At 69.6% G+C, this 26,388-nt stretch carries 27 protein-coding genes; 5 read left to right on the top strand and 22 right to left on the bottom strand.

The annotated features are described in order from the left end of the window. Position 1: 1 nt before the first annotated feature. Entirely contained in the window at positions 2–709 is a 708-nt protein-coding gene (locus tag BLV96_RS16310; RefSeq protein ID WP_167379619.1) for a hypothetical protein, read from the bottom strand. 319 nt (positions 710–1,028) lie between these two features. Here BLV96_RS16310 and BLV96_RS16315 point away from each other — a divergent pair, with 319 nt between their 5' ends. After that, a complete protein-coding gene (locus BLV96_RS16315; protein ID WP_086674856.1) occupies positions 1,029–2,945 on the top strand; it encodes an outer membrane protein assembly factor BamB family protein in 1,917 nt (638 codons plus the stop codon). A 221-nt stretch (positions 2,946–3,166) separates the two neighbouring features. On the opposite strand, the gene BLV96_RS16320 is transcribed toward BLV96_RS16315, so the two are convergent. Both BLV96_RS16320 and BLV96_RS16325 read right to left on the bottom strand, forming a co-directional pair. Continuing rightward, the gene (locus BLV96_RS16320; RefSeq protein ID WP_086674857.1) at positions 3,167–4,108 is read right to left on the bottom strand and encodes a DUF4238 domain-containing protein; all 942 of its coding nucleotides are present in this window, start codon (positions 4,106–4,108) and stop codon (positions 3,167–3,169) included. A gap of 14 nt (positions 4,109–4,122) precedes the next feature. Further along, positions 4,123–4,719 (bottom strand): hypothetical protein, encoded by a 597-nt coding sequence (locus BLV96_RS16325; protein WP_086674858.1) that lies wholly within the window; start codon positions 4,717–4,719, stop codon positions 4,123–4,125. A 277-nt stretch (positions 4,720–4,996) separates the two neighbouring features. Between BLV96_RS16325 and BLV96_RS16330 the strand changes: the two genes are divergently transcribed. After that, positions 4,997–7,495, top strand: coding sequence for a molybdopterin-containing oxidoreductase family protein (locus BLV96_RS16330; protein ID WP_086674859.1), 2,499 nt, complete (start codon positions 4,997–4,999; stop codon positions 7,493–7,495). A 4-nt stretch (positions 7,496–7,499) separates the two neighbouring features. Here the strand turns inward: BLV96_RS16330 and BLV96_RS16335 are convergent, their stop codons facing one another. From BLV96_RS16335 to arsL, 8 genes are read right to left on the bottom strand one after another with little or no spacing between them, the layout of a single operon-like run. Further along, positions 7,500–8,342, bottom strand: a complete 843-nt coding sequence (locus tag BLV96_RS16335) for a helix-turn-helix domain-containing GNAT family N-acetyltransferase (protein ID WP_086674860.1) — start codon at positions 8,340–8,342, stop codon at positions 7,500–7,502. A gap of 48 nt (positions 8,343–8,390) precedes the next feature. After that, positions 8,391–9,605, bottom strand: coding sequence for an ATP-grasp domain-containing protein (locus BLV96_RS16340; protein WP_158104114.1), 1,215 nt, complete (start codon positions 9,603–9,605; stop codon positions 8,391–8,393). Continuing rightward, positions 9,602–9,952, bottom strand: coding sequence for an ArsR/SmtB family transcription factor (locus BLV96_RS16345; RefSeq protein WP_086674862.1), 351 nt, complete (start codon positions 9,950–9,952; stop codon positions 9,602–9,604). Before BLV96_RS16345 ends, BLV96_RS16340 begins: the two co-directional genes overlap by 4 nt. A 9-nt stretch (positions 9,953–9,961) precedes the next feature. Further along, entirely contained in the window at positions 9,962–10,999 is a 1,038-nt protein-coding gene (locus tag BLV96_RS16350) for an inorganic phosphate transporter (RefSeq protein WP_086674863.1), read from the bottom strand. 35 nt (positions 11,000–11,034) lie between these two features. Further along, complete coding sequence (locus BLV96_RS16355; protein WP_086674864.1) at positions 11,035–11,793, bottom strand: methyltransferase domain-containing protein; 759 nt, start codon at positions 11,791–11,793, stop codon at positions 11,035–11,037. Between the two features lie 14 nt (positions 11,794–11,807). After that, positions 11,808–12,920, bottom strand: a complete 1,113-nt coding sequence (locus tag BLV96_RS16360; protein WP_208608236.1) for a GTP-binding protein — start codon at positions 12,918–12,920, stop codon at positions 11,808–11,810. A gap of 19 nt (positions 12,921–12,939) precedes the next feature. Then, positions 12,940–14,199, bottom strand: coding sequence for a GNAT family N-acetyltransferase (locus tag BLV96_RS16365; RefSeq protein WP_086674866.1), 1,260 nt, complete (start codon positions 14,197–14,199; stop codon positions 12,940–12,942). Positions 14,200–14,235: 36 nt separating this feature from the next. Next, on the bottom strand, positions 14,236–15,489 hold the full coding sequence (arsL, locus tag BLV96_RS16370) for an arsinothricin biosynthesis radical SAM protein ArsL (protein WP_086674867.1): 1,254 nt from the start codon (positions 15,487–15,489) through the stop codon (positions 14,236–14,238). Positions 15,490–15,820: 331 nt separating this feature from the next. On the opposite strand from arsL, the gene BLV96_RS16375 reads away from it, so the two are divergent. Both BLV96_RS16375 and BLV96_RS16380 read left to right on the top strand, forming a co-directional pair. Beyond that, complete coding sequence (locus tag BLV96_RS16375) at positions 15,821–16,885, top strand: permease (protein ID WP_086674868.1); 1,065 nt, start codon at positions 15,821–15,823, stop codon at positions 16,883–16,885. A 73-nt stretch (positions 16,886–16,958) separates the two neighbouring features. Continuing rightward, complete coding sequence (locus BLV96_RS16380; protein WP_086674869.1) at positions 16,959–17,441, top strand: arsenate reductase ArsC; 483 nt, start codon at positions 16,959–16,961, stop codon at positions 17,439–17,441. Here BLV96_RS16380 and BLV96_RS16385 read toward each other — a convergent pair. Genes BLV96_RS16385 through BLV96_RS16430 form a run of 10 tightly spaced genes read right to left on the bottom strand, consistent with a single transcriptional unit; the run spans position 17,327 to position 24,619 of the window. Further along, positions 17,327–18,523, bottom strand: a complete 1,197-nt coding sequence (locus tag BLV96_RS16385) for an MFS transporter (protein ID WP_244180252.1) — start codon at positions 18,521–18,523, stop codon at positions 17,327–17,329. The genes BLV96_RS16380 and BLV96_RS16385 overlap by 115 nt on opposite strands. Then, the gene (locus BLV96_RS16390) at positions 18,520–19,098 is read right to left on the bottom strand and encodes a 1,2-dihydroxy-3-keto-5-methylthiopentene dioxygenase (protein ID WP_086674870.1); all 579 of its coding nucleotides are present in this window, start codon (positions 19,096–19,098) and stop codon (positions 18,520–18,522) included. Before BLV96_RS16390 ends, BLV96_RS16385 begins: the two co-directional genes overlap by 4 nt. Further along, a complete protein-coding gene (gene mtnB, locus BLV96_RS16395; RefSeq protein WP_086674871.1) occupies positions 19,098–19,715 on the bottom strand; it encodes a methylthioribulose 1-phosphate dehydratase in 618 nt (205 codons plus the stop codon). Before mtnB ends, BLV96_RS16390 begins: the two co-directional genes overlap by 1 nt. After that, positions 19,712–20,428 carry an acireductone synthase gene (mtnC, locus tag BLV96_RS16400; RefSeq protein ID WP_086674872.1) on the bottom strand — a complete coding sequence of 239 codons (717 nt, stop codon included), beginning with the start codon at positions 20,426–20,428 and terminating at the stop codon, positions 19,712–19,714. The genes mtnB and mtnC overlap by 4 nt, the downstream gene beginning before the upstream one ends. Beyond that, on the bottom strand, positions 20,425–21,435 hold the full coding sequence (locus tag BLV96_RS16405) for a translation initiation factor eIF-2B alpha/beta/delta subunit family protein (protein ID WP_086674894.1): 1,011 nt from the start codon (positions 21,433–21,435) through the stop codon (positions 20,425–20,427). The genes mtnC and BLV96_RS16405 overlap by 4 nt, the downstream gene beginning before the upstream one ends. A 22-nt stretch (positions 21,436–21,457) precedes the next feature. Continuing rightward, positions 21,458–22,570, bottom strand: a complete 1,113-nt coding sequence (locus tag BLV96_RS16410) for an acyl-CoA dehydrogenase family protein (RefSeq protein ID WP_244180253.1) — start codon at positions 22,568–22,570, stop codon at positions 21,458–21,460. 31 nt (positions 22,571–22,601) lie between these two features. Next, positions 22,602–23,012, bottom strand: coding sequence for an arsenate reductase ArsC (locus BLV96_RS16415; RefSeq protein WP_086674873.1), 411 nt, complete (start codon positions 23,010–23,012; stop codon positions 22,602–22,604). Beyond that, positions 22,996–23,196 (bottom strand): hypothetical protein, encoded by a 201-nt coding sequence (locus BLV96_RS16420; protein ID WP_086674874.1) that lies wholly within the window; start codon positions 23,194–23,196, stop codon positions 22,996–22,998. The genes BLV96_RS16415 and BLV96_RS16420 overlap by 17 nt, the downstream gene beginning before the upstream one ends. Next, positions 23,193–24,251, bottom strand: coding sequence for an ACR3 family arsenite efflux transporter (gene arsB, locus BLV96_RS16425; protein WP_086674896.1), 1,059 nt, complete (start codon positions 24,249–24,251; stop codon positions 23,193–23,195). The genes BLV96_RS16420 and arsB overlap by 4 nt, the downstream gene beginning before the upstream one ends. Before the next feature lie 5 nt (positions 24,252–24,256). Continuing rightward, positions 24,257–24,619, bottom strand: a complete 363-nt coding sequence (locus BLV96_RS16430) for an ArsR/SmtB family transcription factor (protein ID WP_086674875.1) — start codon at positions 24,617–24,619, stop codon at positions 24,257–24,259. Positions 24,620–24,702: 83 nt separating this feature from the next. On the opposite strand from BLV96_RS16430, the gene BLV96_RS16435 reads away from it, so the two are divergent. Further along, complete coding sequence (locus BLV96_RS16435) at positions 24,703–25,173, top strand: ArsI/CadI family heavy metal resistance metalloenzyme (protein ID WP_086674876.1); 471 nt, start codon at positions 24,703–24,705, stop codon at positions 25,171–25,173. A gap of 44 nt (positions 25,174–25,217) precedes the next feature. Here the strand turns inward: BLV96_RS16435 and BLV96_RS50680 are convergent, their stop codons facing one another. Beyond that, positions 25,218–26,279 (bottom strand): GNAT family N-acetyltransferase, encoded by a 1,062-nt coding sequence (locus BLV96_RS50680; RefSeq protein WP_244180254.1) that lies wholly within the window; start codon positions 26,277–26,279, stop codon positions 25,218–25,220. Positions 26,280–26,388 lie beyond the last annotated feature (109 nt).

Genomic DNA, 26,388 nt, shown 5'->3' on the forward strand with positions numbered 1-26,388 from the left:
CTCATCCTGCGACCTCGGACAGCCCGCTCCGCGCAGGCAGCGAGCCCGCAGCGGCCGCACCACCAGGTCCCGGCAGCTGGAGCGCCACCGTGTGCGGACGAGCCGCTGCTCCGCGACCTCGGCTGGACACGACGACGTCGCGGTACTTCAGGTGACCGAAACCGTCCTCAGTCAGTCCACGCCACTTGCGGTTCGAGACCCGAAGCTCCAGGTCGGCACCGGGCCAGACGCCCATGGCCAGCAGTACCGCACCTCGGTTGCGAACTCGCCCGGCCAGCCGGCGGCCCAGCTGAGGCTGAACTCCCCGCGCGGCGGCCGGGCCGAGCACGACGAGGTCGAACCCGTCGATCAACGCCGAGACGACCGCGACGAGTTCGGCACCGGGTTCGGGCACCAACGCGAACCGGTCGAGGTCGACCCCCAGCTCGGCGGCTGCCGTGACGCCGAGTTCCGGCATGCCGGCGACTGCAGCCCACGAGCCCTGCTGCGTCGCCTCGGCGAGCAGCCCGAGGACCAGGGCGGTCGAGCCCGAGACCGATACGGTGCTGCCACGCCGCAGCTCGCCGCCCGGAAGGAGCTCGGCGAGCACCGGCACCACCGGAAGCGAGCCGGCGGCGGCCGGCGTCTCGAGACCCGGCTGCTTGAGCTGCGAGGCAGTGCGGACGCCAGGAATCGCCGCCAGGCCCGCCACCGCCTCCGGCACCGCCACCACGCACCTCCAGCACCACGAACACGCACCGGAGACACCCGCGTGGGGAGCCGCGAGCGAACCCGAACTTATCGAACACCTGTTCGGATACTGCGAGACGACGGCTGCGCTGTCAAGTCGAGCCGGCCAACCTCACCCACAGGCATCGGCGACCGAGGCCGATGTCTTGAGAGCGCACACCACGCCATCGGAAAGTAACGAACAAATAGATCAGTCGATCTAATTCGTGCCGTAAAAATTGTTGTCATAAGCGGCCGTAACACTTCCCTTGATCGGACCGACCCTTTGCAACGCGGCAGATCCTTGGGAGGAGAAAGCAATGAAGTTGCGCACACGGGCAGCCCTGACGCTCGCTGCGGTGGTTCTGGGCTCGACACTTACTTCGCTCGGAACAACAGGTCCACCTACAGCATCCGGCGCCGAGACATCTTGCCCCGCTGTCCAGTTCGTCGGAGTCCGAGGATCCGGCGAGAAAAACAGCGACGGAGCAGGGTACGGAACCACCATCAACTCCGTGCGGCAACGGGTGCTCGCGAAGTACCCCGACGCGCAGACGTACTTCATCGACTATCCGGCGATCCCCGTCAACGTTCTGGACCCGAATTACCTTCCGCACTACCGCGACAGCATCGCAAAAGGCATCAACGCCCTGACCGGCTTCCTCAACTCGTTCGCAACCCGGTGCTCCGGCTCGGCGGTGGTTCTCGCGGGCTACAGTCAGGGCGCCCACGTCGCGGGAGACGTCTACCAAGGACTGGGGAAAGCAGCGCAGGACATGGTCGTGGGTCTCACCCTGCTCGGCGATCCGCGGTTCAACCCCGATCAGGCCGTCATCGACGTCGGTCCATACGACCCGCACCGAGTAGGAGTCTGGCAAGCTCGCGGCCCTGGCACGGTGCGAACGATCCCCGCCGCGAGGACCAATGCCGTCCGCAGCTACTGCCTCGCCGGTGATCCGGTCTGCAACTACTCGTTTGCCGACGCCGTGGCCTGCGCGCCCATCAGCAGGCTCTACTGCTCGCACCTGCACTACGCCGATGCCGGCTTCACGAACCGAGCAGGTGACTGGCTGAACGACCGGATCGCGTCGGCAGGCTGGTCACAGGAAGGCCTGACCGCGGCACACACTGGCTTCAACACAAACGACTCGACCATCACGACGGGCAACGCGGGCAAGCTGAAGAGGGCTTGGCAGTACGCCGGATCCGCCGGCTGGATCTTCTCCCGCCCGGTCGTGTGGCGCGACGAGGTCGTCTTCTCCGCGTTCGACCCGGCAACCTCCACAAGCCAACTGAACGCCGTCAGCTTCAAAACCGGCGTGCTGCTGTGGCAGAAACAGCTGAACGGCTGGGGCTGCCACCCGCTGACCGACGGTACCCGCGTTCTGATCCAAACCGACCAAGGCCTCTTCGCCTACAACCTTGCCGACGGATCAGCGGCCTGGAGCCAGACGTCCCTCACCGGCGGCGGCTGCAGCGTGGGTAGCGGCGCGCTCGACGGCCGGACCGCGTACGTGCTCACCTCGACCTCCGTGGCGAAGGTCGATTCCTTCTCGGGGACGGTGCTCTGGCGCAACGACCTGCCGGTGTACATGGTGAGCGGCCTGGCCGTATGGGCGAACGGCGTCTACGCGGTCACCAGGCTCGTACCCAACTACCCGGCGGCCCAACAAGGCCGGCTCTACACCCTCAACGCAACAACCGGGAACTTGGTCTGGTCGAAGACCACAGCCGTGACCATGGACGGCACACCCGCCGTCGCCGACGGGCTGGTCTACGTCGGCACTCAGTACGCGAGCCAGGGGATGCTGGCCTTCGACACCGGAAACGGCGCCATCCGCTGGCAACGCAAGGACGTCTCCCAGTTCTGGCAGACCCCCGCGGTGACTCCGAACGCCGTCCTCGTCACCAACAACAGCGGCACCACGACCGCGGTGATCCGGGCGTTGAACCCACGCACAGGCGCGACGCTCTGGCAGAAGACCACGCCCATGCCGTCGGCGGGCGGCGATCCCGTCGTCGCGAACGGAGTCGTGTACTTCGGCACAGGAATCAACGGCTCGCTCGTCAACGCAGTCCGGCTGGACAACGGCGCTACCGTTGCGACGCTTCAGCTCGCTTCAGGCAGCACCAACTTCGAAATCAGCCCGGCCGTCGTCAACGGCACCGTGCTGTCGACGCTGAACACCGACCTGGGAACACGGCAGCCGAGCCTGCAGGCCTTCCGGCTTCCCTGATCGACCCCGTCGTGTCGATGGCGAGTCAGCCGCCTTCCCCTGTTCGCAGGGCCGGGGAAGGCGGCTTCCCGCCGAGTTGCAGGTCGGTCAAGCTTCGGCGATCTTCGTGAGTTCGCCTGCGCCGGGGAGGTCGTATCCACCGAGGTGATCGTCGTGGATGATAGCCCGGCCAGGTGATCTTCGGGTGCCCCTCGTTGCCTAGACCGACGGCTTCGCACAGATCAGCTTGCCGATGCGTCGGGGCCCTGCTGCCAAGGGTGCTCCTCGAGCCACCGGCGCTCGATGGTGTGGCCGAACGCAACGACCCCATAGTCGAACACCCATTCCGGTCGGCTCGGCGGATCGTCGTCGCGCCACGGCGTCGGTAACCGCGGTCCTTCCAGCCGCAGGTGCGGGAGGGGGTCGTGATCGGGGTGACAGAAGATCTGATTGTCGGCGGCCTCGAAGATGATCGAGTTCAACGCCAGGCTCAAGCCGCCAGGCAGGAGGGCCAGGTGGTCGCGCTGCTTGGCACGCCCTCTCCGCCTCATCGGGCGGCCGGGCAAGATCAGGAACCTGTGCGGGTCGAGCGGCAGGACGACATCCCAGAACGCGGCGGCCAGTAGCTGGTTGGGGTCGTCGTGCCCATTGATCACGACGACCGGGCTATCGCTGGTCAGCAGGCACAGCGTGCTGAAGCCCAGGCCCCACGGACGGTTGAACACGATGAATGCGAGCTTCGCCAGGTGCTCGGCGATGAACTTGACGTGCTTGTCTCGCCCAGCCTTAGACCGCAGGGCCTTCGGCAGCGCCAGGTCTCCATGGCTGTCTCCGGCCAGATGTACGAGCCGATGCCGCTGCCGGGTAGTCCGCACGATCTGCGCGGCGATCCACCACGCAAGGGCCGCGCGATCTTCGTTGTCGACCGGCCAGTACGCCGGCAGGGCTCCCTCACGAGCGTCGAGGAGCGCGTCGAAGACCGGCGTCGCACCCTTCTCGATCATGCACAGGAACTTCTCGACCCGCTCACCGTAGAAGTCGCTGACCGCCGCGACCTTCCGGATGTTCGGCGGGAAGTGGCGCTCGAGGTCGTCGACCCGCCGAGCGCGCACGAACCACTCGCCACGGCGCTCCTCGGCGAAGCGCCGCAGGTACATCCGCGGCACCGTGTGGTCGTTGCTCATTCCGGCATCCAGTTCTAGGTCGAAGGTACTGACTTGAACAGCTTCCGCACCGAAACAACGACCACCCAGAGCCCCACGACCGTCATCGCTGTCACGACAGCGAACTCGAGTCCGCCAAGAGCTCGATTGCCCGAATCGAGGAGACCGGGAAACCTGGCCCACCAGTAGAAGGCCAGTAGCAGCGCGACCACCACGACGCGGCCGAGCAGGGCCGGCGTCGACGCCCCATTTGCATCGCTCGACGCGATGTCGGAACGAGCCGCCTGCTGGAACTTCTTTGCGCTCGACTCGAAGCCGCTGTTCGTTCCATCTTGGATTTTCCACGCCTCATAGGACTCGACGACCGTGCCGTACAAGTCGCTGGTCGACTTGACCCCGACGATTTCGATGTGAGCAAGAGCCTCAAGCATCTTGTCGCGCAGCTTCCGATGATCGTCCGGAGTATCGCAGCGCGGAATCCGCGCCAAGCAGGCGAAGCCGCGCGCATAGGCGTCGCGCATGAGTTCTTGGCTTTTAGCTCGTCTAGCTTGGTAAGAGGTAACGATCGGCGCCACGAGAGTGCCGGTGAGGCCGATGCTCGCGCCGAGGAGCGCCGCGGTTGCCGCGTCCACTGTTGCTCCTCTCTGTCACGAGACTGGTGACGATAAGTCGCACGTGGAATCGTGATCGTTTCACCAGCTTGACTACCCACGCTGACCAACACCGCAGGCGCTGCGCGACCAGCGGCGTGTCCGCCGCGTTCGCGGCGATCGGCAGCGAACATCGATCTGCACCGATCGATTGCGACATTCGTTGCTATGCAATGGTTCCGACAGTCTCTAGTGTGGATCGACGCGTGTCGATGGAGTCGCGCGCTGTGTCCGTTTCGTCTTCTGGGGGTAGGTCCTTATGGACGATTTCACCGGTCTGTCACGCAGAGGTTTCGTCCAAGGTGCCGTCATCAGCGGCGCCTCCCTGTTCGTCAACCCGGCCGTCGCCGCCGCGGATCCTGCGGTCGCTGCCATTCCGGACGCCCGGAACGGCAGCCCAGCAGGTGGGGAGCTCAGCTTCACCACCGACTCGGCCGCGCTGCACCCCGACACCGTCGTCTCGACCGCCTGCCAGTTCTGCAACTCGAACTGCCGCCTCAAGGTCGGCATCCGTGCCGGACGGGTCATCAGCGTCTCCGGCGATCCGGACGACCCGGTCCAAGCCGGCAACTTCTGCGTGAAGGCGTCGATGATGCCGGAGCTGGCCTACAGCCCCCTGCGGCTGACCACGCCCCTGCGCCGCGTCTCCGGCACCAAAGGCTCGAAGGACTCGAAGTTCGAACCGATCTCCTGGGACGCCGCCCTCGACCTCATCGCCGACCGGCTCCTCCAGCTGCGCGACAGCGGGCAGGTGAAGTCGATCGCCAACCGCACCACCGGCCGGCTCCCCCGCGGCACCGGCTCGCTGGTCGCGCGCCTGTTCGCGCTGCTGGGGAGCCCGAACAACACCGACGTCGGACCGGTCTGCAACGACGCCGGCGGCAACGCCCTCGCCGCCACCTTCGGGCTCGGGAACTTCACCAACGGCTACGGCGTCGACGCCGCCACCGGCCGAGAGGACCTCGGCGCGGCGAAGTACTTCCTGTTCCTCGGGACGAACCAGGCCGAGACCCACCCGGTCACCTTCGACTACCTGCTCCGGTCGAGGAAGAAGACCCACGCGAAGCTCGTCGTGGTCGACCCGCGCCGGACGCCGACGGGGGCGGCCGCCGACACGTGGGTGGCGCCGAAGCCGCACACCGACTTCGCGCTCGCGCTCGGCATGCTCCAGCACATCATCGCCCGCGACCTCCACGACAAGGCGTTCGTGCAGCGCTGGGTGCTCGGGTTCGCCGAGCTACGGGATCACGTCAAGAACTACACCCCGGACTGGGCCGCCGGCGTCACCGGCGTGCCGGCCGCGACGATCCGGCAGCTCGCCGAGGACTACGCCACGGCCAAGCCCGCCGCGATCTTCTGCAACGCCGGCATCTCCCACCAGCTCGGCGCCTTCGACACCTACCGCGTCCTGACCTTCCTGGCCGCGGTCACCGGCAACATCGGCGTCCCGGGCGGCGGCTGCAACTTCATGCACAACACCTGGCCCGGCGACCTGCGCCTGCCGGAGCTGACGGTCAGCACGCCGCCGCTGGAGCAGGCGCTGCCGGTCGGGCCGGACTACTTCGCCGAGGCCATCCTCACCGGCCGCCCGTACCCGCTGAAGGCCGTCATCACCGAAGGCAACCCGCTCATCTCGTCAGCGAACACCAACAAAGTCCGCGAGGCGTTCAAGAAGCTGGACTTCTACGTCTACACCGGCCTGTTCATGGAGGAAGCCGCCTACTACGCCGACGTCATCCTGCCGGTCACCAGCGGCCTGGAGCTGGACGGCGTCTACATGCGACGCGACGACCGCGCGATCCGCTGGCAGCACGCCGCCGTGCCACGGGTCGGGCAGTCCAAGCCGGACTGGGAGATCTGGATCGACCTCGCCCACGCCTTCGGCCGCCGCGACCGCAAGAAGCCCGCCAGCTACTGGACCGACGCCTTCCCGCAGAGCTGGAAGGACTACTCGACGCTGTGGGCGGAGTTCGTGAAGCACACCCCGGCGATGGGCGGGATGACGCAGCAGCGGATGGACGCCCGCGCCGAGCCGCTGCGCTGGCCGTGCCCGAGCACGTCGCACCCCGGCGTGAGCACGCTCTACCTCGACCACCCCTCCTGGTACGAGGCCGCCGCCGCGCTCGGCGCGCCGGGCAAGCGGTTCCTCACCCCGAGCGGGAACGTCGAGATCTTCACCCCGGAGCTGGACCGCAAGCTCGCCGCGGCCGGCCACCGGGCGCTGCCGGTCTTCTACACCCACCCCGAGGTGACCGGCGCGAACCCGACGATCGCCTACGAGCCCGGGTTCGTCACCAACCCGGTCAACCCGCAGGCGGTGACGCACAAGGTGCGCCTCGGCGTCCCGGGCTCGGACGCGATGCACCGGGACTTCCCGCTGATGGGCATGACCGGGCGGCCGAGCGTGGTGCACTTCGCGAGCGTGACGCACTGGACACCGACCGGCGAGCAGCTCAACGGGATCCGCCTGGTCCAGGTGCACCCCGACACCGCGCGGCGGTTCGGGATCGGCGACCGCGACACCGTGGTGGTGGAGAGCCCGCGGGGGAAGGTGACCGGGACGGCGTTGTTCTGGCCGGCGATCCGGCCCGACACGATCTTCGTGCCCAACACCTTCGGCCCGGCCCAGCAGGTCGGTGACCAGTTCGGCGACCCGCGCTACGAAGCCGCCAACGGGCTGGTCGACGACGCGTTCTACGACAACCTGTCCGGCCAGCAGGCGTACAAGTGCTTCGCCTGCCGGATCAGCAAGGCCTGAACACTTAGAGCTGGGAGGCGCGGCGCCGTTCGAGCAGGACGGTGTCGCGCCACCGGCCGTCGAGCTCACCGATGCGCTCGCGGATGCCGACGGTGCGGAAGCCGGCGCCGTGGTGCAGGGCGACGCTGTTGCGGTTCTCCGGGAAGATCGACGTCTGCAGCGTCCACAGCTCGCCCTCGTCGGCGGCGGCCACAAGGTGGTGCATGAGGGCCTTGCCGACGCCGCGGCCGCGGAACTTCTCCCCCACGTACACCGAGGTCTCGGCGACCCCGGCGTAGCAGTCGCGGGTGGACACCGCCGCCGCGGCGGCCCAGCCGGCGATCTGCCCGTCGACCTCGGCGATCCAGCGGTGGCCGCGCAGCCACTTGGCCTCGAGCTCGGCGCGCGGTGGGACGTCGGTTTCGAAGGTCGCGTCGCCGGTGGCGATGCCTTCGGCGTAGATGCGCCGCACGGCCGGCCAGTCCTTGGCGCGCAGGGGCCGGATGGTGACGTCCGGGGCGAGGTCGCCGGGCTCGGTGGGCTTGGGGGCGAGCAGGCCCATGACGACGTCGGCGGCGTGCGGGAGGCTCACCGCGCAGGAGGCGTTGACCGAGACGAGGGTGGCGGTGCCGACCTTGCGCAGCCGCACGAACCCGACGTCGGCGAGCTTGCGGACGTGGTGGGAGCAGTTGGACTGGCTGATCGCGATCTGCTCGGTGATCTCGCCGATGGTGACGGCTTTGCCCGCGGCCGCGACGGCGTGCAGGATCCGTACCCGCGTGGTGTCGGCGAGGCAGGCGAACCATTCGGCGTAGGTCGCGGCGTCCTCGACGGGCAGCAGCACGGCGTCGGGCGCAGTCGTGGTCATGTCCCGATTGTGCCTCACCCAGGTGAGGGATCGACGGCCGTCGATGGTTCAGGTGCTGAGCAGCTCGACAAGCTCCTCGGCGACGGCCAGGTCGGCGACCACCTGGGCGTGGTCGTCGCCGACGGTGATGACGTGCCCGTAGCGGGCGAGATACGCGCGCGGCGGGAGGGCGAGCTTCGTGCCGGGGCCGGCCGTGCCGAGAGCCTCGTAGACCGTGGGCCCGAACCGCTCCGCGTGCACCTCCGTGGCGGTGACCTCGCAGTCGTGGGCCGGGTAGAGGAAGCGGATCGCCGCGGTCTTGCGCAGCGCCCGCCGCGGCGTCGGCGGGAGGCCGACGGCGACCTGACCAGCGGCGACGACCGGGTCGGCGCCGCCGGCGAGGATGCCGAGCCGCGGGATGAAGTCGCCGCCGAGGCGGGCGTTGATCTCGACCAGGCGCGGGCCGCACGGGGTCAGCTTGAACTCGGTGTGGGTGGCGCCGTGGGTGAAGCCGATGCCCTTGTGGACCTGGTCGAGCTGGTCGAGCAGGGCGGTGTCGTCGAACAGCGGGTCGTCGGCATCGACGACGTGGCCGGTTTCCTCGAAGAACGGCTCGAAGCCGGTCTGCTTGCGGGCGATCACCAGGGGGTGGCAGACGCCCTGGTTAACGGCGGCGTCGACGCTGATCTCCGGCCCGGTCAGCAGTTCCTCGACCAGCACGTCGGCCTCGTAGCGCGGGACGCCGGGCCAGGACGCTCCAGCGGCTGCGGTGAACGCCTCGGCGACCTGCTCGGCGGTGTCCGCGCGCAGGACGCCGAGGCTGCCGGCCAGACCACGGGCCTTGACCACGACCGGGTAGCCGATGTCCTCGGCCGCGGCGACGGCGTCCTCGGCGGAGGCGACCGGCCGGGACGCGGGCTGCGGCACCCCGGCCTCGGCGAGCGCGGCGCGGGTCGCGGCCTTGTCCCGGCAGGCCTGGACGGCTTCGGGTGGGCTGCCCGGGAATCCGGCGTCCTGTGCGAAGGCGGCGACGGCGGTGACCAGGGATTCGTCGTAGGTGAGCACGCCGTCGGGCTGGAAGTCGAGCTTGCCCGCGGCCTCGGCGAGAGCGGCAGGGTCGCGGGTGTCGACGACGGTGACGCCGTCGACGTGCTCGGTCTGCCAGGTCGGCTCGACCGAGTCGAGCAGCCACAGCCGGAAGTGCGGCCGCAGCGCGGCGAGGATGTATTCGCGGTAGCGGCGGTCCCCGCTGCCGACCAGCAACAGCGCCGGGTGCTCGGTCACGACGTCCTTTCCAGCGGAATCGGGTCGTTGCCGTCGCGGGTGGCCAGCAGGCCGAGGACGGCGTTGGCGGCGGTGGGCAGGCCGACTTCGCAGCTGTGGTTGATCGCGTAGAGGATGCTTGTCCCGGCTCGGCGGCGGGTGACAAACCGGACCTGGGACAAGATCTTCAGGTGGTGCGAGACCGTGGGCTGGGAGATGCCGAGGTGGTCCACGATCGCGCCGACGGGAACCGGGTCACGTTGCTGGGCCAGGAAGTGCACGATCATGACCCGGTTCGCGTCCGACAGCGCGTGGAACCAGCGGGCGTAGGACTCGGCGGTCTCCCGCTCCAGCTTGTGCTCGCTCACTAACCCAGGCTAGCGAGCCAAGATGAACACCAGCGCCGCGACGACACCAGCAACTGGCGGAGTGACCAGCCAGGCGATCAGGAAGTTGCGGACCGTGCCGCCGGAGATCCGGCTCAGGTTCGGGCCGGCGGATCCAGCGATCGCCCCGGTGGACACGTGCGTGGTCGACATCGGCAGCCCCGCACCCGCGCCGACCCCGACGAGGGCGGCGGTGGTGAGGTTGGCGAGGAAGCCTTCGCGGTGGTTCATCTTGACCACGCCTTCGCCGAGCTTCTCCGCGACACGCATCCCGCCCAACAGCGACCCGGCGGCCATCGCGGCGGTCACCAGGACCATGATGTGCCACGGCTTCATCCCAGCCGGAACCAGCGCGAACGCGCCGATGGCGACGATCTTCGGGGTGTCGTTGAGGCCGCGCGCGAAGCCAGTGGCACCGCTGGTGAACCAGTGCGCCGCGGTCATGATCCGAGACGAGGTCTTCTCCGGCGTCACCACGGGAGCCGTCTGCACGGCGACATCCCCGCTGCCGGACGACGTGACCGGCGGGGTGGCCGCGGACCGGCGCTTGTTCGCGGCACCGGTGGCGACGGCGAGGATCAGCGTGATGGCGTAGGCGACGACGATGCTGACCAGCAGCGGCGTGACAAGCTTGCTGCCGACCGCGCTCCACGAGACACCACCGGTGCTCATCAGCAGCCCGGCACCGACCATGCCGCCGATGAGGGCATGGGTGGTTGAAACCGGGAGTCGCAGGACAGTGGCCAGGCCGACCCAGAAGGCGGCGCCGGCGAGCACGGCGACGGCGAACGCGTCGGTGGTGGCGCCGGTGATGATGCCCTTGGAGAACAGGGCGGTCATCTTCGATGCGAGGCCGAGGGAGAAGACGCAGCCGATCAGCGTGGTGATGGTGCCCCAGATGATCGCTGTCTTGTACTTGGTCACTCCGGCGCCGGCCAGGGTGGCGACGCCCTTGGGGACGTCGTTGCTGCCGTTGACCGCCGCCAGCGCGGCGACGAGGACGAACACGACTATCGCGGTGAAGGACATGCAGGTACTCCCCTCAGTGGTCGAAACCTCGATGTTCAGCAGCAGCCGCTGTCGGGTCCGCAGTCGTCGGCGCCCGGCTTGCGGGCGCGGATGATCGCGGAGTGCATGCCGTCGGCGGCGTCCTGGGTGAACACGACCTCGGCGTCGGTCAGGCCGACTTCGGCCAGCAGCGAGAGGTACTCGGCCTTGGAGAGGGCGCCGGCGATGCACTGGCTGACGCCGCCGCGCTCGGCCCGGTCCGCGGGTGTGAGGTGGTCCTCGGCGACGACGTCGGTGATCCCGAGCCGGCCGCCGGGGGCGAGCACGCGCGCCATTTCGGCGAACACCGCGGGCTTGTCCAGGGACAGGTTGATCACGCAGTTGGAGATGATGACGTCGACGGTGGCGGCGGGGAGCGGGATCTGCTCGATGGTGCCCTTGAGCAGGATGACGTTGTCGACCTCGGCGTCTTCGATGTTCTGCCGCGCGACGGCGAGCATCTCCTCGAGGAAGTCCAGGCCGAAGACCTGCCCGTCCGGGCCGACGCGCCGCGCGGAGAGGATCAGGTCGAGCCCGGCGCCGGAGCCGAGGTCCAGGACGGTCTCGCCGTCGCGCAGCTCGGCCACGGCGGTCGGGTTGCCGCAGCCGAGGCTGGCCAGCAGCGCGGCGTCGGAGGCTTCGTCGGGGCCGATGTCGCCGTAGGCGCCGGGCCCGAACCGCGTCGGGTCCGGGGCGCAGCAGCTCGTCGCTTCCGCGGCCTCGGCGGCTTTCCCGCGGTAGTAGTCCTGGATCTCGGCGGTGGTGGTGTCGGTCATGGTCGTCTTTCGGGTCAGGCGCCGGTGGCGGCGAGCCGGTGGACCGGGGTGGGGTAGCCGGGTTTGAACGACACCGGCGCGGTGGCCGCGGAACGGGCGCCGGTGGCGGCGTTCGCCGTGGCCACGGCGTCGCGGACGGCGGCATCGAGCTCGGCGGGCTCGCAGGCGACCCGGGCGTTGACGATCACCCGGGCTGTCGTGGCCGGTTTCTCAGCGGCCCGGTCGACCGTCGGCTCCGCACCGGCGGCGGTCAGGCTGAGCTTGGCGAAGTCGCCGTCCCCGGCCTCGACGGTGAGCTTGGCGTGCCCGACAACGGCGCCCGCGCAGTCCGCCCAGCTGCCCAGGGTCGCGAGCATCTGCCGGCCCCAGGCGGTGAGGTCGAGCGGAGCTTCCGAGGTGAGCTGCACGTCCTGGTTCATCCAGGCCAGCTGGGCTTCGGCCGCGGCGTAGCGGTCGTAGTCGACCTGCAGGTCGACGGCGTGGTTGCCGGACGGGCCGTCCCACGCCTTCACCAGCTCGTCGACGCGGTCGCCCGATTTGGCGCTGTAGCCGACGACCGCCGCGTTCGGGTAGTCGGCGGACAGCCGCGTCATCAGCTCGGTGGCGCGGTCCGGCGCGATGGTGTCGAGCTTGTTCACGGCGATGACGTCGGCCTCGGTCAGCTGCTGCCGGAACAGATACGACAGGTCCGATTCCGGTTCGCCACGTTGGGCGGCGCGGTCGAAAGCCATGTATCGCAACGGGTCGATGACTGTCGTGAGTGGACTGACGACCATGCTGTCGCCGTAGTAGGCCCGCAGCGGCCGGACGACGGTCGCCTGCAGGTCGGTGCACGAGCCGACGGCCTCGGCGATCACCGTGTCCACCGGCGTGTCGCCGGCGCCGTCGACAAGTGCGCGGATGGTGTCGACGAGGTCCTCGAAGCGGCAGCAGAAGCAGCCGCCGGTGACTTCGGCGACGGAGTCGAGCTTGCTGCGCACGAGCGCGGTGTCGACGAGCTCGACGCCCTGGTCGTTGGTGATCACCGCGACGCGGCGGCCCTGCTCCTGCAGCGCCTGCGCGGTGGCGATCATCGTGGTGGTCTTGCCGGCCCCGAGGAACCCGGTCAGCGGCACGAAGGTGATCACGAACGTTCCTCCAGTGATTTCAGCCGTCGGAGCAGCAGGCGCCGGAACTGCCGGAGACGACCGGCAGCGGAGTGCGGGTGGCGGCGGGGGCATCGCCGAACGCGACGCGGCGGCTGGCACCGAAGGCGTCCATCCACTTCGCGACCTGCGGGCGCAGCTGCGGATCGGACACGACCATCGCGGTGGTCACCGGCCGCGGGGTGCAGCCGCGCAGCACCTTCGCCTGGTGCGCGCCCGCGCCGAACTCGACGGTGCGCAGGCCTTCGGCGTAGGCGTCGCGGACCGGGGCGTCGAGGACGAGGGCGAAGTAGATGCCGCTGCGCTCGCCGATGGCGGCGTAGTCGAAGCCCGCCCACTTCGGGAACAGCCGGTGGTGCTTGCGGATCACGACACAGGTGGCGACCAGGGCGCCGTCCTTCGTGCCGAGGTAGGCGCGCACGTCCGCGCGGGCGTCCAGCAGGGCAGTCAGGACGTCGACGATGTGCGCGGGCTCCTCACCGGCACCGTTCTTCTCCCGGTTGAGGCACGTCAGCTCGGCGATGCGCGTGACGAAGGGGCGGATGGCTTCGCCGTCGACGCGCTCGACGTGCACCCCTGCCGCCTCGGCGCGGCGGACGTCGCTCTTGATCCGCTGGCGCTTCTTCAGCGGCAGTGCGGCCAGGTGGCCGTCCCAGGAGTCGGCGTCGAGGCGCAGGTAGTCCTCGTAGCCCCAGAAGGTGCTGTGACCGCCCACTTGCTGCAGCGCGGTCACGATTGCGTCGTTGCCGCTGCGCCCGGAGATCCACGGCGCGACGATGCACTTGATCCCCTGCTCGAACGCCGCCGGCACCAGCTCGGACACCATCTGCGCCATCAGGCTGGGCGTCCAGAAGTTGTAGGCCACTTCGGTGCGGTAGCCCAGCGGGGAGCCGAGCAGCAGAGCGGGGAAGAACGGCTCGGTGCCCAGGGCGTCGACCTCGCCGCTGATGCACGCGTCGGTCTGCGCGCCGCAGCAGACCTCCTCACCGGTCGGTGCCTGCCACCCGAGGTAGGTGCGCGGCTCGTGGTCGACGACCGGCGGCGTCGTCATCACGTACCCGGGCAGCAGGGCCAGCTCGCCCCGGGCGCGGGTCGCGATCGTGTGCCACGGCTGCAGGTCGGTCAGCGCCTTCTCGCTCGCCCCGAGCCAGGTCGGGCCGAGGTAGGGGAAGACGTCGGTGAGGTCGGCGAGCTCACCTTCCCAGTCCAGGTCCGGCAGTCCCTGACCCGTGCTCACCACGACGCGCGGTGCTCCACCCATTGCTTCCTGTCCCTCCCGATCCGGTTCCGGCCTGGCTCAGCACTTCACGCAGCAGCGGACCTTGCCGACGTCTTCGGCGTCGGCGCGGCGCTCGATCCACAGCTCTTCGACGCGGCGGTCCGGGTGGGTCCACTCGACCCACAGGCCGCGGTCGACGGTGGCGATGTCCTCCATCCACGGCGAGGACAGCAGCGGTGAGCCCTTGAACAGCAGCAGGCGGGTCTGCAGGGCAGTCGGGTCGGTGACCTTCGCCAGCCCGGTGTCGACGAGGAAGTCCTCGAAGGTGAGCAGCTCCTCGTACTCGATCCACGGGGTGAAGGGGATGAACGTCGGGTACAGCACGAACCCGATCCGCTCGGCCTCGGCGATCGCGGCGCGCATGTGGTCGACGTCGATGTGCTTGTCGAAGATCCGCAGGATTCGGTTCGAGGGGAACTCCAGTGCCGAGGTGACCTTCACCAGCCCGAGCGACACCAGCTCGGTGAGTTCCTTCTGGTAGCTGAGGATGTGGTCGACGCGGGTGGTGAACTCGAAGGTGATCGGCCCGATCTCGTCGACGAGCTTGCGCACGACCCCGGGACCGATGGTGCGGGAGTTGAAGAACTCGGCGTCGATGAAGCAGAAGTGCCGGGCGCCTTCTTCGGCCAGTTGCAGGCAGTCGGCGAGGACGGTGTCGGCGTTGTAGGCGGCGACTCCGCCGTCGTAAGCGCCGTACACCGAGCAATAGGTGCACTTGTGGTGGCAGCCGCGGGTTGTCTCGACGTTGCCCATCAACCCGTACGGTGAATGGTGCGCCGGATAATGCACCAAAGACGGGAACAAATCACGAGCCGGGGCCGGGACGGCGATGCGCCGGTGCGGCGGTTTCGGCCGCATTCCCTGCGCGGTCATCGATGCCGGCACGGTGGCGACCTCGCGCTCGCCGCGGGCGACCTCGGCGAGTTCGGCCGCGACCAGCTCTGGTTCTTCCATCACGATCGCGTCGACCGTTTCGAGGAACCGGCGATGGTTCATCTGGGCGTACTGCCCGAACGCGACCAGCTTGGCTCCACCGAAGGATTCCCGCAGCCGGGCGGCGAGGTTCAGGCCGCGCTCGACGCCCTCGAACTGCTGCACCGACAGCAGGACCAGGTCGAATTCGCCGTCCGGTACCGCGTCCGGATTCTTGTGGGCGTCCCAGCCCACGACGTCGGCGTCCTGCGCCCGCATCGCGGCGCCGGCACACGCGGAGGTCAGCGGCTGAAGCTCGGCTTCGAAGGCGGACGCGACGAGTACACGCGCAGCGGGCATGCTTCCCCCACAACTGAATCGGACAAAAAGGATTTGGTTCCCCCAGCGGAACCGACCCGGCGGCGGGCCTCTCCTCGTACGAGGGATCACGATTGCATGCTTCAGCGATACATGTCAATGGATCGATAAACGCAGGTAGATCACGGTTTTCAGGGTCGCAATTCATCCTTTCGGACGTTGTGATCACGCCCGCGCCGGACTCCACGGAGGACCTTCCCGACTATCGGCGGGTATGGACCGAGCTCCTTTCATCGACTAGCATCGATGAAGGCTGGGGGAGCTAGACCGTCCTCGGCACGCGAATCCGGTCCCCGATGTCAAGGATGGTGGCATGGACAAGATCCTCGAGGTCCTGCGCTTGGCCTGGGAGAATTTGGTCGACCTGAGCATCTTCTTCTTCATCGCCCTGGCCATCGCGGCGATGGTCGACCTGCTCTACCTCGACGTCGTCGCGCGCCGCTCGTTCCGCAAGCACGGGTTGCTGGGTGTCCTGTTCACCACGTGCCTCGGCGCGTTCAGCCCGTTCTGCTCCTTCACGGTCATCCCGTTGATCCGCAAGCTGCTGCGGGGCGGCGTGCCGCTGTCGGCGGTGATGTCGTTCTGGATCGCCTCCCCCGCCATGGATCCGCCGATCTTCGCGTTGACCGCAAAGGAGATCGGCCTTCCGCTGGCGACCGCCCGCCTCCTCGGCGCGCTCGTGCTGGCCATGGGAGCCGGGATCATCATCCTGCTCGTCGAAAAGCGCGGCGGCTTCAAGGACGTGCTGCGCCCGGAGAAGAAGCCCGCCGTCGACGAGCGTGAGCGGCACGCCACTCCCGCTCAGGTGGCGGTGGCCGCCGGCGGTGGCACGACCGTCCTCACCGAGGCGCCCGCGGCGACCGGTGGTTCGTCGACCTGCGCGGCCGACGGGAGTTGCACGCCGGACGAGGATGACGATGACGGCGCTCCATGGTGGCCGCAGGCCAAGGCGAGTCTGAAGTCGAAGCGGAACTGGCGGATCACGGGCCGGAACTTCCTGCGCGACACCGTGTCCCTGGGCAAGTGGCTGGTCTTCGCGTGTGTCTTCGAAGGCGTCATCCGCGTCTACGTCCCGAACGGCATCATCACCGCCATCCTCGGCGGCGACAAGGGCTGGCTGGCCATCCCGCTCGCCGCGGTCATCAGCATTCCCTTGTACCTCAACGGTGTCGGTGCGATCCCCATCGTCGGCGGCCTGCTGGCGAAGGGCATGGCCCAGGGCGCGGCGGTGACGTTCCTGCTCGCCGGGTCCGTGACGACCATCCCGGCGATGGTCGCGGTCCGCAGCGTGGTCAACAACAAGGTCTTCGCGCTGTACCTGGCGTTCGGCATGCTCGGCAGCATCCTGCTCGGGTTCCTCGCTCAACTGCTCTTGTGAAGCTTGTGCCGGGCGGGCTGCCCCTCCCCCCAGCCGTCCGCCCGGCACATCCTCTGCTCCGAAGGGACTTCTCGTGTCCATACCCGAGGTTCTGTTCGTCTGCGTGCACAACGCCGGCCGGTCGCAGATGGCCGCGGCCTTCCTGCGTCACCACGGCGGAGACCGGGTCGTCGTGCGCTCGGCGGGCTCCGCGCCGGCCGACACCGTCAACCCGGCCGTCGTCGAGGTCATGGCCGAACGCGGCATCGACATCTCCGGCGAGCAGCCGAAGAAGCTGACCACGGAGAGCGTGGAACGGTCCGACTTCGTCATCACGATGGGCTGCGGAGACGCCTGCCCGATCGTTCCCGGAACGCGCTACCTGGACTGGAAGCTCGACGACCCGGCCGGCCGTCCCGCCAAGGAGATCCGGCCCGTCCGGGACGAGATCGAGCGGCGGGTTCAGGACTTGCTGTCCGAGCTGGCCGGCGCCTCCGCGACGGCGGGCCGGGCCGCGAGCGACACCGGGACGGCGGCGACGGTGAGCGCGCCGAGCACCAGGAACGCCGTCGAGTAGCTGCCGGTGAGCGCGGCCAGCGCCGCACCCGTGTAGGGCGCGACGGCCGACATGGTCACCAGCGGCGCGGACAGCAGGCCGCTGAGCCGCCCGTACCCGGCGGTTCCCCACCGATCGGCGACGGCGGTCGCCTGCAGCAGCGTGAACACCCCACGAGCCATCCCGGCCAGGACCGAGGCGCAGACCAGCGCCACCGCCGACGTCAGCACGCCCAGCAAGGTGGTCGTCGCCGCGAGCACGACGATGACGACGGCGGTGCGGGTCCGGACCCCGGTGCGGTTGACCAGCGTCGCGAACCCCAGCCGCCCGGCGACCTGACCGGCGCCACCCAGCCCGAGCGCGATCGCGGCCAGCCCGGTCGAGAGCCCTCGCTCGGCGAGCAGAGCGACGAGGTTGACGACGACGGCGTAGGTACCGAGCGCGGTGAGGCTGAACGCGGCGACCAGCGCGACGAACGCCGGACTCCGCGCCTCGCTTCCCGGCTTCGACAGCTCGGCATCCTCGACGACGGGCGGCCACGGGCGACGGAGCCCGAACCAGTGCCCCGGAACGGTGACGACGGCGAGCACGACCGCGAGGACCAGGTAGGTGGTCCGCCAGCTCTGGTGCTCGGCCAGCAGCGCGGTCAGCGGGGCGAACACCGTGCTGGCGAACCCGGCGACCAGCGTCAACGTCGTCAGCGCCCGGACGCGGCGAGGGCCGTACCAGCGGGTGAGCGCGGCGAACGCCGGCGGGTAGAACGTCGCGGCCATCGCGAGCCCGGCGCAGAACCAGCCGACGAAGAACCACGGCAGCGTGCGCGCGGCGGCGATCACCACCACCGCCGCCACGCCGACCACGGACCCGGCGGTCATCAGCAGCCGCGGACCTCGCCGGTCGAGCACCCGCCCGACCGCGATGCCCGTCACCGCGGAGACGAGCAGCGCGACCGACAGCGCCGCGGTCAGCGTGGCCGGCGACCACCCGGTGTCGCGGGCGATGGCCGGGACCAGCACGGGGAAGGCGTAGAAGAGGACGCCCCAGCTGGTGATCTCGGTGAGGCACAAGACGGCCAGCACCGTCCCCAGCTTGCGCTCGGTCAACGGAGCCCGGCCGCCAGGGTGTCGAAGTCCGGGAAGGCTTGGGCGATCGGTGAGCCGGTGAAGGTGCCGACCCAGCCGCCGTCGTCGTGGAAGAACCGGACCGAGACGTAGTCCGGGCGGGTGCCCATGTCGAACCAGTGGGTCGTCTTCGCCGGCACGCTCAGCAGATCGCCGGCTTCGCACAGGACGCCGTAGACGTTGGTGCCGATGTGCAGGTAGAAGACGCCGCTGCCGCGGGCGAAGAACCGGTCCTCGTCATCGTCGTGGGTGTGCTCGGCGAGGAACTTCTGCCGCGCCTGAGCGGCTTCGTCGGCCCACGACGGATCGGCGGACGGGGTCATCCGCACGGCGTCGACGAGCTGGTAGCCCTCCTGCGCGATGACCTTGTCGATCTGCGGCCGGTACGCCTCCACGACCTCCTCGGCGGTGACTTCCAGGGGGAGGTTCTCGACGACGTCCCAGCGTTCGAAGCGGACCCCGAGCTCGCCGAGCTCGCGGGCGATGGCCTCGGGGTCGGTGGTGAGCAGCCGCACCTGCTCGGGGCGGTCGTCGGGCCAGACGGTCAACAGCGTCATCACGCTCCCCTTTCTTGGGCTTCGATCGTGAACCGCAGCAACCATTCCAGGCATTCGAGGCGGTGGCGTGCCTGGTGCAGATCGTCTCCCCAGACGTAGATGCCGTGCCGGGCGACGATCAGCGCGGGGGTGTCGGGCCGGAAGCCGGCGGCGAAGGTGTCGCCGAGGACCTTCATGTCCTGGCTGTTGGGGATGACGGGGATCGTCACGACGTCGTCGTGCGCGGCCCGTCCGAACCCCTTGAGCATTTCGAGGTCGCGCAGCACGACCCCGGTGGGTGAGCGTTCGGCGGCCAGCACCGGGGCGAGCGCGTGGACGTGCACCACGGCTCCGGCCCCGGAGGCCGCGGCGATGCGTCCGTGCAGCCCGGCTTCGGCCGAGGGAACCTGCTCGGGGTGCGGCTGGTCCGGGACAGCGACGCCTTCCTCGTCGACGAGGACGACGTCCTGCTCGGACAGTTCGCCCTTGTCGCGGCCGCTGACCGTGACGATCAGCCGCAGCGGGTCGCGTCCGGCGACGACGGAGAGGTTGCCCGACGTGCCGCGCATCCAGCCCATCGCGGTGTAGCGCGCAGCTTCGGCGGCCAGGACGCGCCCGGCGAGGTCGATGGCGGTCATCTCGGGATCACCTTGACCTCGTCGAACGAGGCGACCGTGAGGTGTGCGCCGAAGTCGGCGTGCTCGTACGGTTCGCCGGCGCGGGCGACGCCGACGGTCTGCCAGCCGTCGGCGGCCGCGGCGTCGAGTTCGGCCGGGACGTCGGAGAAGAACGCGATGTCGGCAGGGTCCGCGCCGAGCGCGGTGGCGATCGCCCGGTAGGACGTCGCTTCGCGCTTCGGGCCGGCGTTGACGGTGTCGAAGTGGCTGGCGAAGAGGCCGGTCAGGTTCCCGGCGGTGGTGCGGGAGAAGGAGGCGATCTGGCCGGCGACCGAGCCGGAGGAGAACACGGCCAGTCGCAGGCCGGAGTCGTGCCAGGCCCGCAGGGTGGGGACGACGTCGGGGAAGTACTCGGTGGTCAAGTCCCCGTCGGCGTACCCGCGTTCCCAGATCAACCCCTGCAGCGTCTTGAGCGGGGCGGCCTTACGGTCCTCGTCCATCCACCCGTGCAAGGCGGCGACAACCTCGACGGTGGTCGCGCTCTCGGGCAGGCCGGCCAGACGCTTGGCGTCGGCCACCGCAGCCGTCACGACCGGATCGTCCGGGTGGTCGTCGATCCACGGGCCCAGCCGCGGACGGGCGTAGTCGTAGAGCACGACGTGCACCTGGCTGGTGGCGGTGAGCGTGCCCTCGATGTCGAGCACCACCCATCGGGCGGACAGCGTCGTGGTCACTGGTTGGGTTCCCCTTCCGCGTAGTACTCCCCCAGCCGGTCCGGGGCGAAGGGCCCGCGGTCTGTCACCACCGTGGTGACGAACCGGGGCGGCGTGACGTCGAAGGCCGGATAGCGGCCGCGGATCCGGCCGCTGGTGGTGGGCTGCCCGAGCACGGTGAGCACCTCGGCACCATCGCGGTACTCGATCGGCACGTCGGTCCCGGTCGCGGTGGCCTGGTCCGGAGCTTGCACCAGGGCGTGGAACGGGACGTCGAAGGCCGCGGCGGCGACCGCGAGGCCGAGCGTGCCGATCTTGTTGACGACGTGGCCGTCCATGGTGACGCGGTCGGCCGCGGTGATCAGGGCGTCGATCCGGCCCGAGGCCAGTTCGGCGGCGCCCATGCCGTCGGTGATCACCGTGGTGTCGACGTCCATCTCGGCGAGCGTCGCCGCGGTGAGCCGGGCGCCCTGCAGGTAGGGCCGGGTCTCGGTGCAGACGAACGCCGGCTCCTTGCCGGCGCGGCGGGCCGCGAGCACCAGCTCCACGAGGTAGAGATCGGCCCAGCAGTGGGTGAGCACGACGCCGTCGTCGGGCAGCAGCTTGGCCGCGTGGCTGCCGAGGGCGCGGCTGCGGGCGCGGTACAGCTCGTCGCCGCGGCGGGCGCCCTCCTCGGCCGCGTTGACCACGTCGTCCCGCCCGACGACGGCGTCGAGCACGCAGGCCACGGCCTTGCGCAGGTGGTTGTTCGTCGTGCGGGTGGCGATGAGCCGCGCGCCGGCCGATTCCAGGTGTGCGCGGACTTCGGCGGGCGGCAGACCGGCCGCGTCACGGGCGGCCAGGACCATCCCGCCGAGCGCGGCGAAGTACGGGCCGGAGGACTGGGTGACCATGCCGAAGATCGCGTCGGCAACCTCGTCGAGGTTCTTGCACAGCACCCATTCGCGTCGGAACGGGAACTGGCGGCGGTCGAGGATGTGCACGCCGTCCTCGTCGAGACGGACGCTGTCGGCGAGGACGGGCAGCATGTCGGTCACCGGCTCGCCCCCTCTAGCTGTATCCGGACGGGACGGGCGGCGTGCCCGCGAGGAAGTAGGCGCCCACCTCGCGGGCCTTGTAACTGATCGGATCGTGCAGGGTGAGCGTGCGGGCGTTGCGCCAGAACCGGTCGAAGCAGTACTTGCCGCCGGTCGAGCGGGCACCGGTGAACTCGAAGACCTTCGACGTGGTTTCGATCGCGGCGCGACTGGCCGCGATCTTCGCCGTCGACACGGCGATGGCCGCCTCGGCGCGCTCATCGGCGGTCAGGTCGATGCCGCGCTCGTCGGCAGCGCCGAGGGCCGCGACGGCGGCGTCGACCGCGCAGCCAGCGGCGCGAGCCATCGCCAGCAGTTCGCCGTAGCCAGCCAGAATGTAGGGATCGTCGGCCGCGGTGGCCACGTCGGAGAGCGTCCAAGCTCGGGCGTGGTCGCGGGTGTAGACGGCGGCGGCGTCGAGCGATCCAAGAGCGAGGCCGACGTACACCTGCGCGAGCATCAGCTGGAACCCGAGCGCGGCCAACGAAAGCCGCGGAGGCACCGGATCCGGTTGTACGCCGAGCACGTCGTCGCGTTCGACGCGGACGCCGTCGAACCGGACGCCGCCGCTGGCGGTGAGGCGCTGCCCGATGTTGTCCCAGCCGCCGGGGTAGCTGATGCCGGGAGCGCGGGCATCGATGACGAAGGTGGTCTTCTCGCCGGTGTCGGTCCGGGTCGCGCTGACGACCAGCCGGTCGGCGACGGCGGCGCCGGTGGCGAAGGTCTTGAACCCGTCGACCACGAACGCGTCGCCGTCCGGGGTCATCGTCAGGTCCGCGTCGAGCGGGTTGCTGACCCCAGCCCAGAACCAGCCCGGCTCCGACTCCGCCGCCGGGCCGAACAGCCCGGTCCGCCACCGCTGCAGGTAGTGGTAGCCGAGCAAATGCCCGACCGAGGCGTCGGCGGCCGCGACGGTCCGAGCCGCCTCGTTCGCGGCCGTCCACCCGTCGGTGGTCAGCAGCTCGAGCAATCCGGACTGCCGCAGCAGCTCGACCTCGGCGACCGGGAGGGCACCGGCCCGATCACGCTCGGCCGCGTCGGCTTGCAGGGCCGCGGCGACCTTCGCGCTGGATTCCCGCCAGTTCATCCCCAGACCTCCCGAGGTCAACCCAACACGCTCAGGCCTCCGCAGCCAAGAGCTCGGTGAGCAGTTCCCGCACTCTGCGATCGATCTCGTCCCGGATCGGCCGGACGTCCTCGACGCCCTTGCCCGCGGGGTCCTCGAGCTGCCAGTCCAGGTACCGCTTGCCGGGGAAGACCGGGCAGGCATCGCCGCAGCCCATCGTGATCACGACGTCGGCGGCCTCCACTGCGTCGGTCGTCAGCTTCTTAGGCACCTCGCGGGAAAGGTCGAGCCCGATCTCGGCCATCGCCTCCTGCACGGCGGGGTTGATGCTGTCGGCGGGCGCGGAGCCGGCCGAGCGGACGTCGACCGCACCGTCGGCGTGGTGGGCGAGCAGCGCGGCGGCCATCTGGGACCGGCCGGCGTTGTGCACGCAGACGAAGAGGACTTCAGGCTTGCCGGTCACGGGTGTTCTCCCCTTCGACGTGCGGGACGGGCAGGGCAGTCGCGATGATCGCGGCGAAGACGAGGCCGCACACCGCCGCGACGGCCAGGCCGGTGAACGGCCACAGCACCAGCACCCAAACGACGCCCGCGAGTGCGCCGGCCGCTTGGCGGTGCCGGGTGATCCACATCCAGGTGCGTGTCATCGAGGACTCCTGGCGAAGCGGCGCCGTAGCGCGAGGGAGACGTACACGAGGGCGACGAGCACAGGGACTTCGATCAGCGGGCCGACGACCCCGGCGAGTGCCTGGCCGCTCGCGGCCCCAAAGGTCGCGATGGCCACGGCGATGGCGAGTTCGAAGTTGTTGCCTGCGGCGGTGAACGCCAGCGTGGTCGTCCGCTCGTAATTCAGCCCCACGGCCTTGCCGAGCGCGTACGAGCCGGCCCACATCAGTCCGAAGTAGACCAACAGCGGAACGGCGATGCGCGCGACGTCCAGCGGACGGCTGGTGATCTGGTCGCCCTGCAAGGCGAAGAGGATGACGATGGTGAACAGCAGCCCGTACAGCGCAACAGGCCCGACCTTCGGCAGGAAGTTCTTCTCATACCAGTCGCGGCCTTTGGCGCGTTCGCCGAAGCGGCGGGTCAGGTAGCCGGCGATCAGCGGGATGCCGAGGAAGATCAGCACGCTCTTGGCGATCTGCCATCCGGACACGGCGAGGTCGGCCTGCGGGAGGCCGAGCCAGCCCGGCAGGACCGAGAGGTAGAACCAGCCGAGTAGCCCGAAGGCGATCACCTGGAACACCGAGTTCAGCGCGACGAGCACGGCGGCGGCTTCGCGGTCGCCGCAGGCGAGGTCGTTCCAGATGATCACCATGGCGATGCAGCGGGCGAGCCCGACGATGATCAGCCCGGTCCGGTACTCCGGCAGGTCCGGCAGCAGCAGCCAGGCCAGCGCAAACATCAACGCCGGGCCGACGAGCCAGTTCAGCACCAGGGAAGGCCACAACAGCCGCCGGTCGCGGGTGACCGTGCCGAGCCGGTCGTAGCGGACCTTCGCCAGAACCGGGTACATCATCACCAGGAGCCCGAGGGCGATCGGCAGCGAGATGCCGTCGACCTGCACCGCGGACAGCGCGGTGTTGAGGCCGGGGACCCAGCGCCCGGCCAGCAGCCCGGCGACCATCGCGGCCGCGATCCAGACCGGCAGGAACTTGTCCAGGGTGGACAGGCGCGGCGGCGCCTCCGCCCGCGCGTCGATCGCGGTCACGCGGTGACCGTCTCGCCCGTGGTCGTCAGTACCGCCGACAGCCGCGCCAGCACCTCCGGGTGCACGCGGTAGTAGATCCAGGTGCCCCGCCGGTCCCCGGTGATCAGCCCGGACTCGCGCAGGACCTTCAGGTGGTGGGAGATGGTCGGGCCGGTCAGGTCGAAGGCGTCGGTCAGGTCGCAGACGCACGCCTCGCCGCCAGCATGGGATGCGATCAGCGACAGCAACCGCAGCCGGACGGGGTCGGCCATCGCCTTGAACAGGTGCGACAGCTCGACCGCCTGGTCCTGCGTCAGCGGCTCCCGGGCCAGGGGCGCGCAGCAGGCGTCCATCGCGACGAGCGGCAGTTGCTTCGACATGCCTCTATATTGACAGATTCACATATAGACAGCAATCTAACTCCAGCTGTTTAGACAGTCATCTATTCAAGGAGGTAGCGGAGATGTCACGGGTACAGCTGGCCCTGCGGGTCGGGGACCTGGCGGGATCGATCGACTTCTACTCGAAGCTGTTCGGGACGGAGCCGGCGAAGCTCCGGCCGGGCTACGCGAACTTCGCGATCGAGGAGCCCGCGTTGAAGCTGGTGCTGCTGGAGGGCGAGCCGGGCCAGGAGACGGTGATGGATCACCTCGGCGTCGAGGTCGAGTCGACCGACCAGGTCAACGCAGCGACCCAGCGGCTGACCGGCGAAGGACTCGAGACGCTGACCGAGGACGACACCACCTGCTGCTACGCGGTGCAGGACAAGGTGTGGGTGCACGGTCCCGGCAAGGAGCCGTGGGAGGTCTACACGGTGAAGAGCGACTCGACGACGTTCGGCACCGACAGCGCCGCACTGGTCACCCCGGCGACGTGTTGCACGCCGGACGCCGAGACCGGCGCGACAGCCAAGCCGGAGGGCTGCTGCAACTGAAGCCCCTGGAGCCGGTGCGCAATCGAGGGGCGCACCGGCTCCGCTCAGCTGCCGACCCGCGAGCTGCGACGTTCGATCATGACGACGTCCCGCCACACGCCGTGATGCTGGCCGACGCGTTCGCGGACGCCGATCTCCCGGAACCCGGCTCGGCGGTGCAGTTCCCGGCTGGCGGTATTCTCGGGGAAGACGCCGCTCTGGATCGTCCAGATCCCCGCGTCCTCGGTCGAGTCGATCAGCGCGGCCAGCAGCGCCTGCCCGACTCCCCTCCCCTGTGCGGCCGGGTCGACGTAGACGCTGTGCTCGACGACCCCGGCGTACACGCACCGCGAGGACACCGCGGAGGCCGCGGCCCAGCCGATGACCCGCCCGGCCGGGTCGAGGGCGACCAGCCGGTGCTCGGGAAGGTGGGCGGCGTCCCAGGCCTCCCAGGCAGGCGCGGTGGTCTCGAAGCTCGCCTGGCCGGTGTCGAGTCCGGCTTGGTAGATCGCCAGCACCTGGTCGGCGTGATTGTCCGTCATCGCGACGACCCTGACCGGCTTGGTGGCGCGGATGATCGCGGAGTGGAGCTTGTCGCCGGTCTCGTGGGTGAGCTGGACGTCGACGCCGCTGAGCCCGGCGTCATGCAGGAGTGTCCGGTAGCGGTCGGCGGTGAGCGCGCCGCCGAGGCATTCGACCGCACCGGCGCGGGCCGCACGTTCGGCGTCGGTGAGGCTGTCGTCGGCGAGGATGTCGGTGATGCCGAGCCGGCCGCCGGGCCGCAGGACGCGGGCGATCTCGCCGAACACCGCGGGCTTGTCCGACGACAGGGCGATGACGCAGTTGGAGATGACAACGTCGACGGAGGCGTCCGGAAGCGGGATCTGCTCGATCGTGCCCTTGAGAAACTCGGCGTTGGTCACGCCGGCCTGCTCGGCGTTCCGGCGGGCGAGGGTGAGCATGTCGTCGGTCATGTCCAGGCCGATGGCCCGCCCACCTGGCCCGACGCGGCGCGCGGAGAGCAGGACGTCCAGCCCGCCGCCGGAGCCGAGGTCGAGGACGGTCTCGCCGGGCTTGAGCTCGGCGACGGCGAGCGGATTGCCGCAGCCCAGGCTGGTCGCGGTCACCTCGACCGGCAGCTCTGCGCCGGCGTAATGGACAGCGCCGAGCCGCTCAGCGTCCCCTTCACCTGCGAGCAGGCCGGTATTTTCCCCTGCCAGGGCCCGCCTGGCGGCG

This window comes from Amycolatopsis pretoriensis, from assembly GCF_900107925.1.
GTDB classification, from domain to species: Bacteria; Actinomycetota; Actinomycetes; order Mycobacteriales; family Pseudonocardiaceae; genus Amycolatopsis; species Amycolatopsis pretoriensis.

Bases quoted from the DNA above. Each gene is read 5' to 3' on its own strand.
- BLV96_RS16315 (WP_086674856.1), top strand. From the start codon at position 1,029: ATGAAGTTGCGCACACGGGCAGCCCTGACGCTCGCTGCGGTGGTTCTG.
- BLV96_RS16320 (WP_086674857.1), bottom strand. From the start codon at position 4,108: ATGAGCAACGACCACACGGTGCCGCGGATGTACCTGCGGCGCTTCGCC.
- BLV96_RS16330 (WP_086674859.1), top strand. From the start codon at position 4,997: ATGGACGATTTCACCGGTCTGTCACGCAGAGGTTTCGTCCAAGGTGCC.
- BLV96_RS16335 (WP_086674860.1), bottom strand. From the start codon at position 8,342: ATGACCACGACTGCGCCCGACGCCGTGCTGCTGCCCGTCGAGGACGCC.
- BLV96_RS16350 (WP_086674863.1), bottom strand. From the start codon at position 10,999: ATGTCCTTCACCGCGATAGTCGTGTTCGTCCTCGTCGCCGCGCTGGCG.
- BLV96_RS16355 (WP_086674864.1), bottom strand. From the start codon at position 11,793: ATGACCGACACCACCACCGCCGAGATCCAGGACTACTACCGCGGGAAA.
- BLV96_RS16365 (WP_086674866.1), bottom strand. From the start codon at position 14,199: ATGGGTGGAGCACCGCGCGTCGTGGTGAGCACGGGTCAGGGACTGCCG.
- arsL (WP_086674867.1), bottom strand. From the start codon at position 15,489: ATGCCCGCTGCGCGTGTACTCGTCGCGTCCGCCTTCGAAGCCGAGCTT.
- BLV96_RS16375 (WP_086674868.1), top strand. From the start codon at position 15,821: ATGGACAAGATCCTCGAGGTCCTGCGCTTGGCCTGGGAGAATTTGGTC.
- BLV96_RS16390 (WP_086674870.1), bottom strand. From the start codon at position 19,098: ATGACGCTGTTGACCGTCTGGCCCGACGACCGCCCCGAGCAGGTGCGG.
- mtnB (WP_086674871.1), bottom strand. From the start codon at position 19,715: ATGACCGCCATCGACCTCGCCGGGCGCGTCCTGGCCGCCGAAGCTGCG.
- BLV96_RS16405 (WP_086674894.1), bottom strand. From the start codon at position 21,435: ATGCTGCCCGTCCTCGCCGACAGCGTCCGTCTCGACGAGGACGGCGTG.
- BLV96_RS16410 (WP_244180253.1), bottom strand. From the start codon at position 22,570: ATGAACTGGCGGGAATCCAGCGCGAAGGTCGCCGCGGCCCTGCAAGCC.
- BLV96_RS16420 (WP_086674874.1), bottom strand. From the start codon at position 23,196: ATGACACGCACCTGGATGTGGATCACCCGGCACCGCCAAGCGGCCGGC.
- BLV96_RS16430 (WP_086674875.1), bottom strand. From the start codon at position 24,619: ATGTCGAAGCAACTGCCGCTCGTCGCGATGGACGCCTGCTGCGCGCCC.
- BLV96_RS16435 (WP_086674876.1), top strand. From the start codon at position 24,703: ATGTCACGGGTACAGCTGGCCCTGCGGGTCGGGGACCTGGCGGGATCG.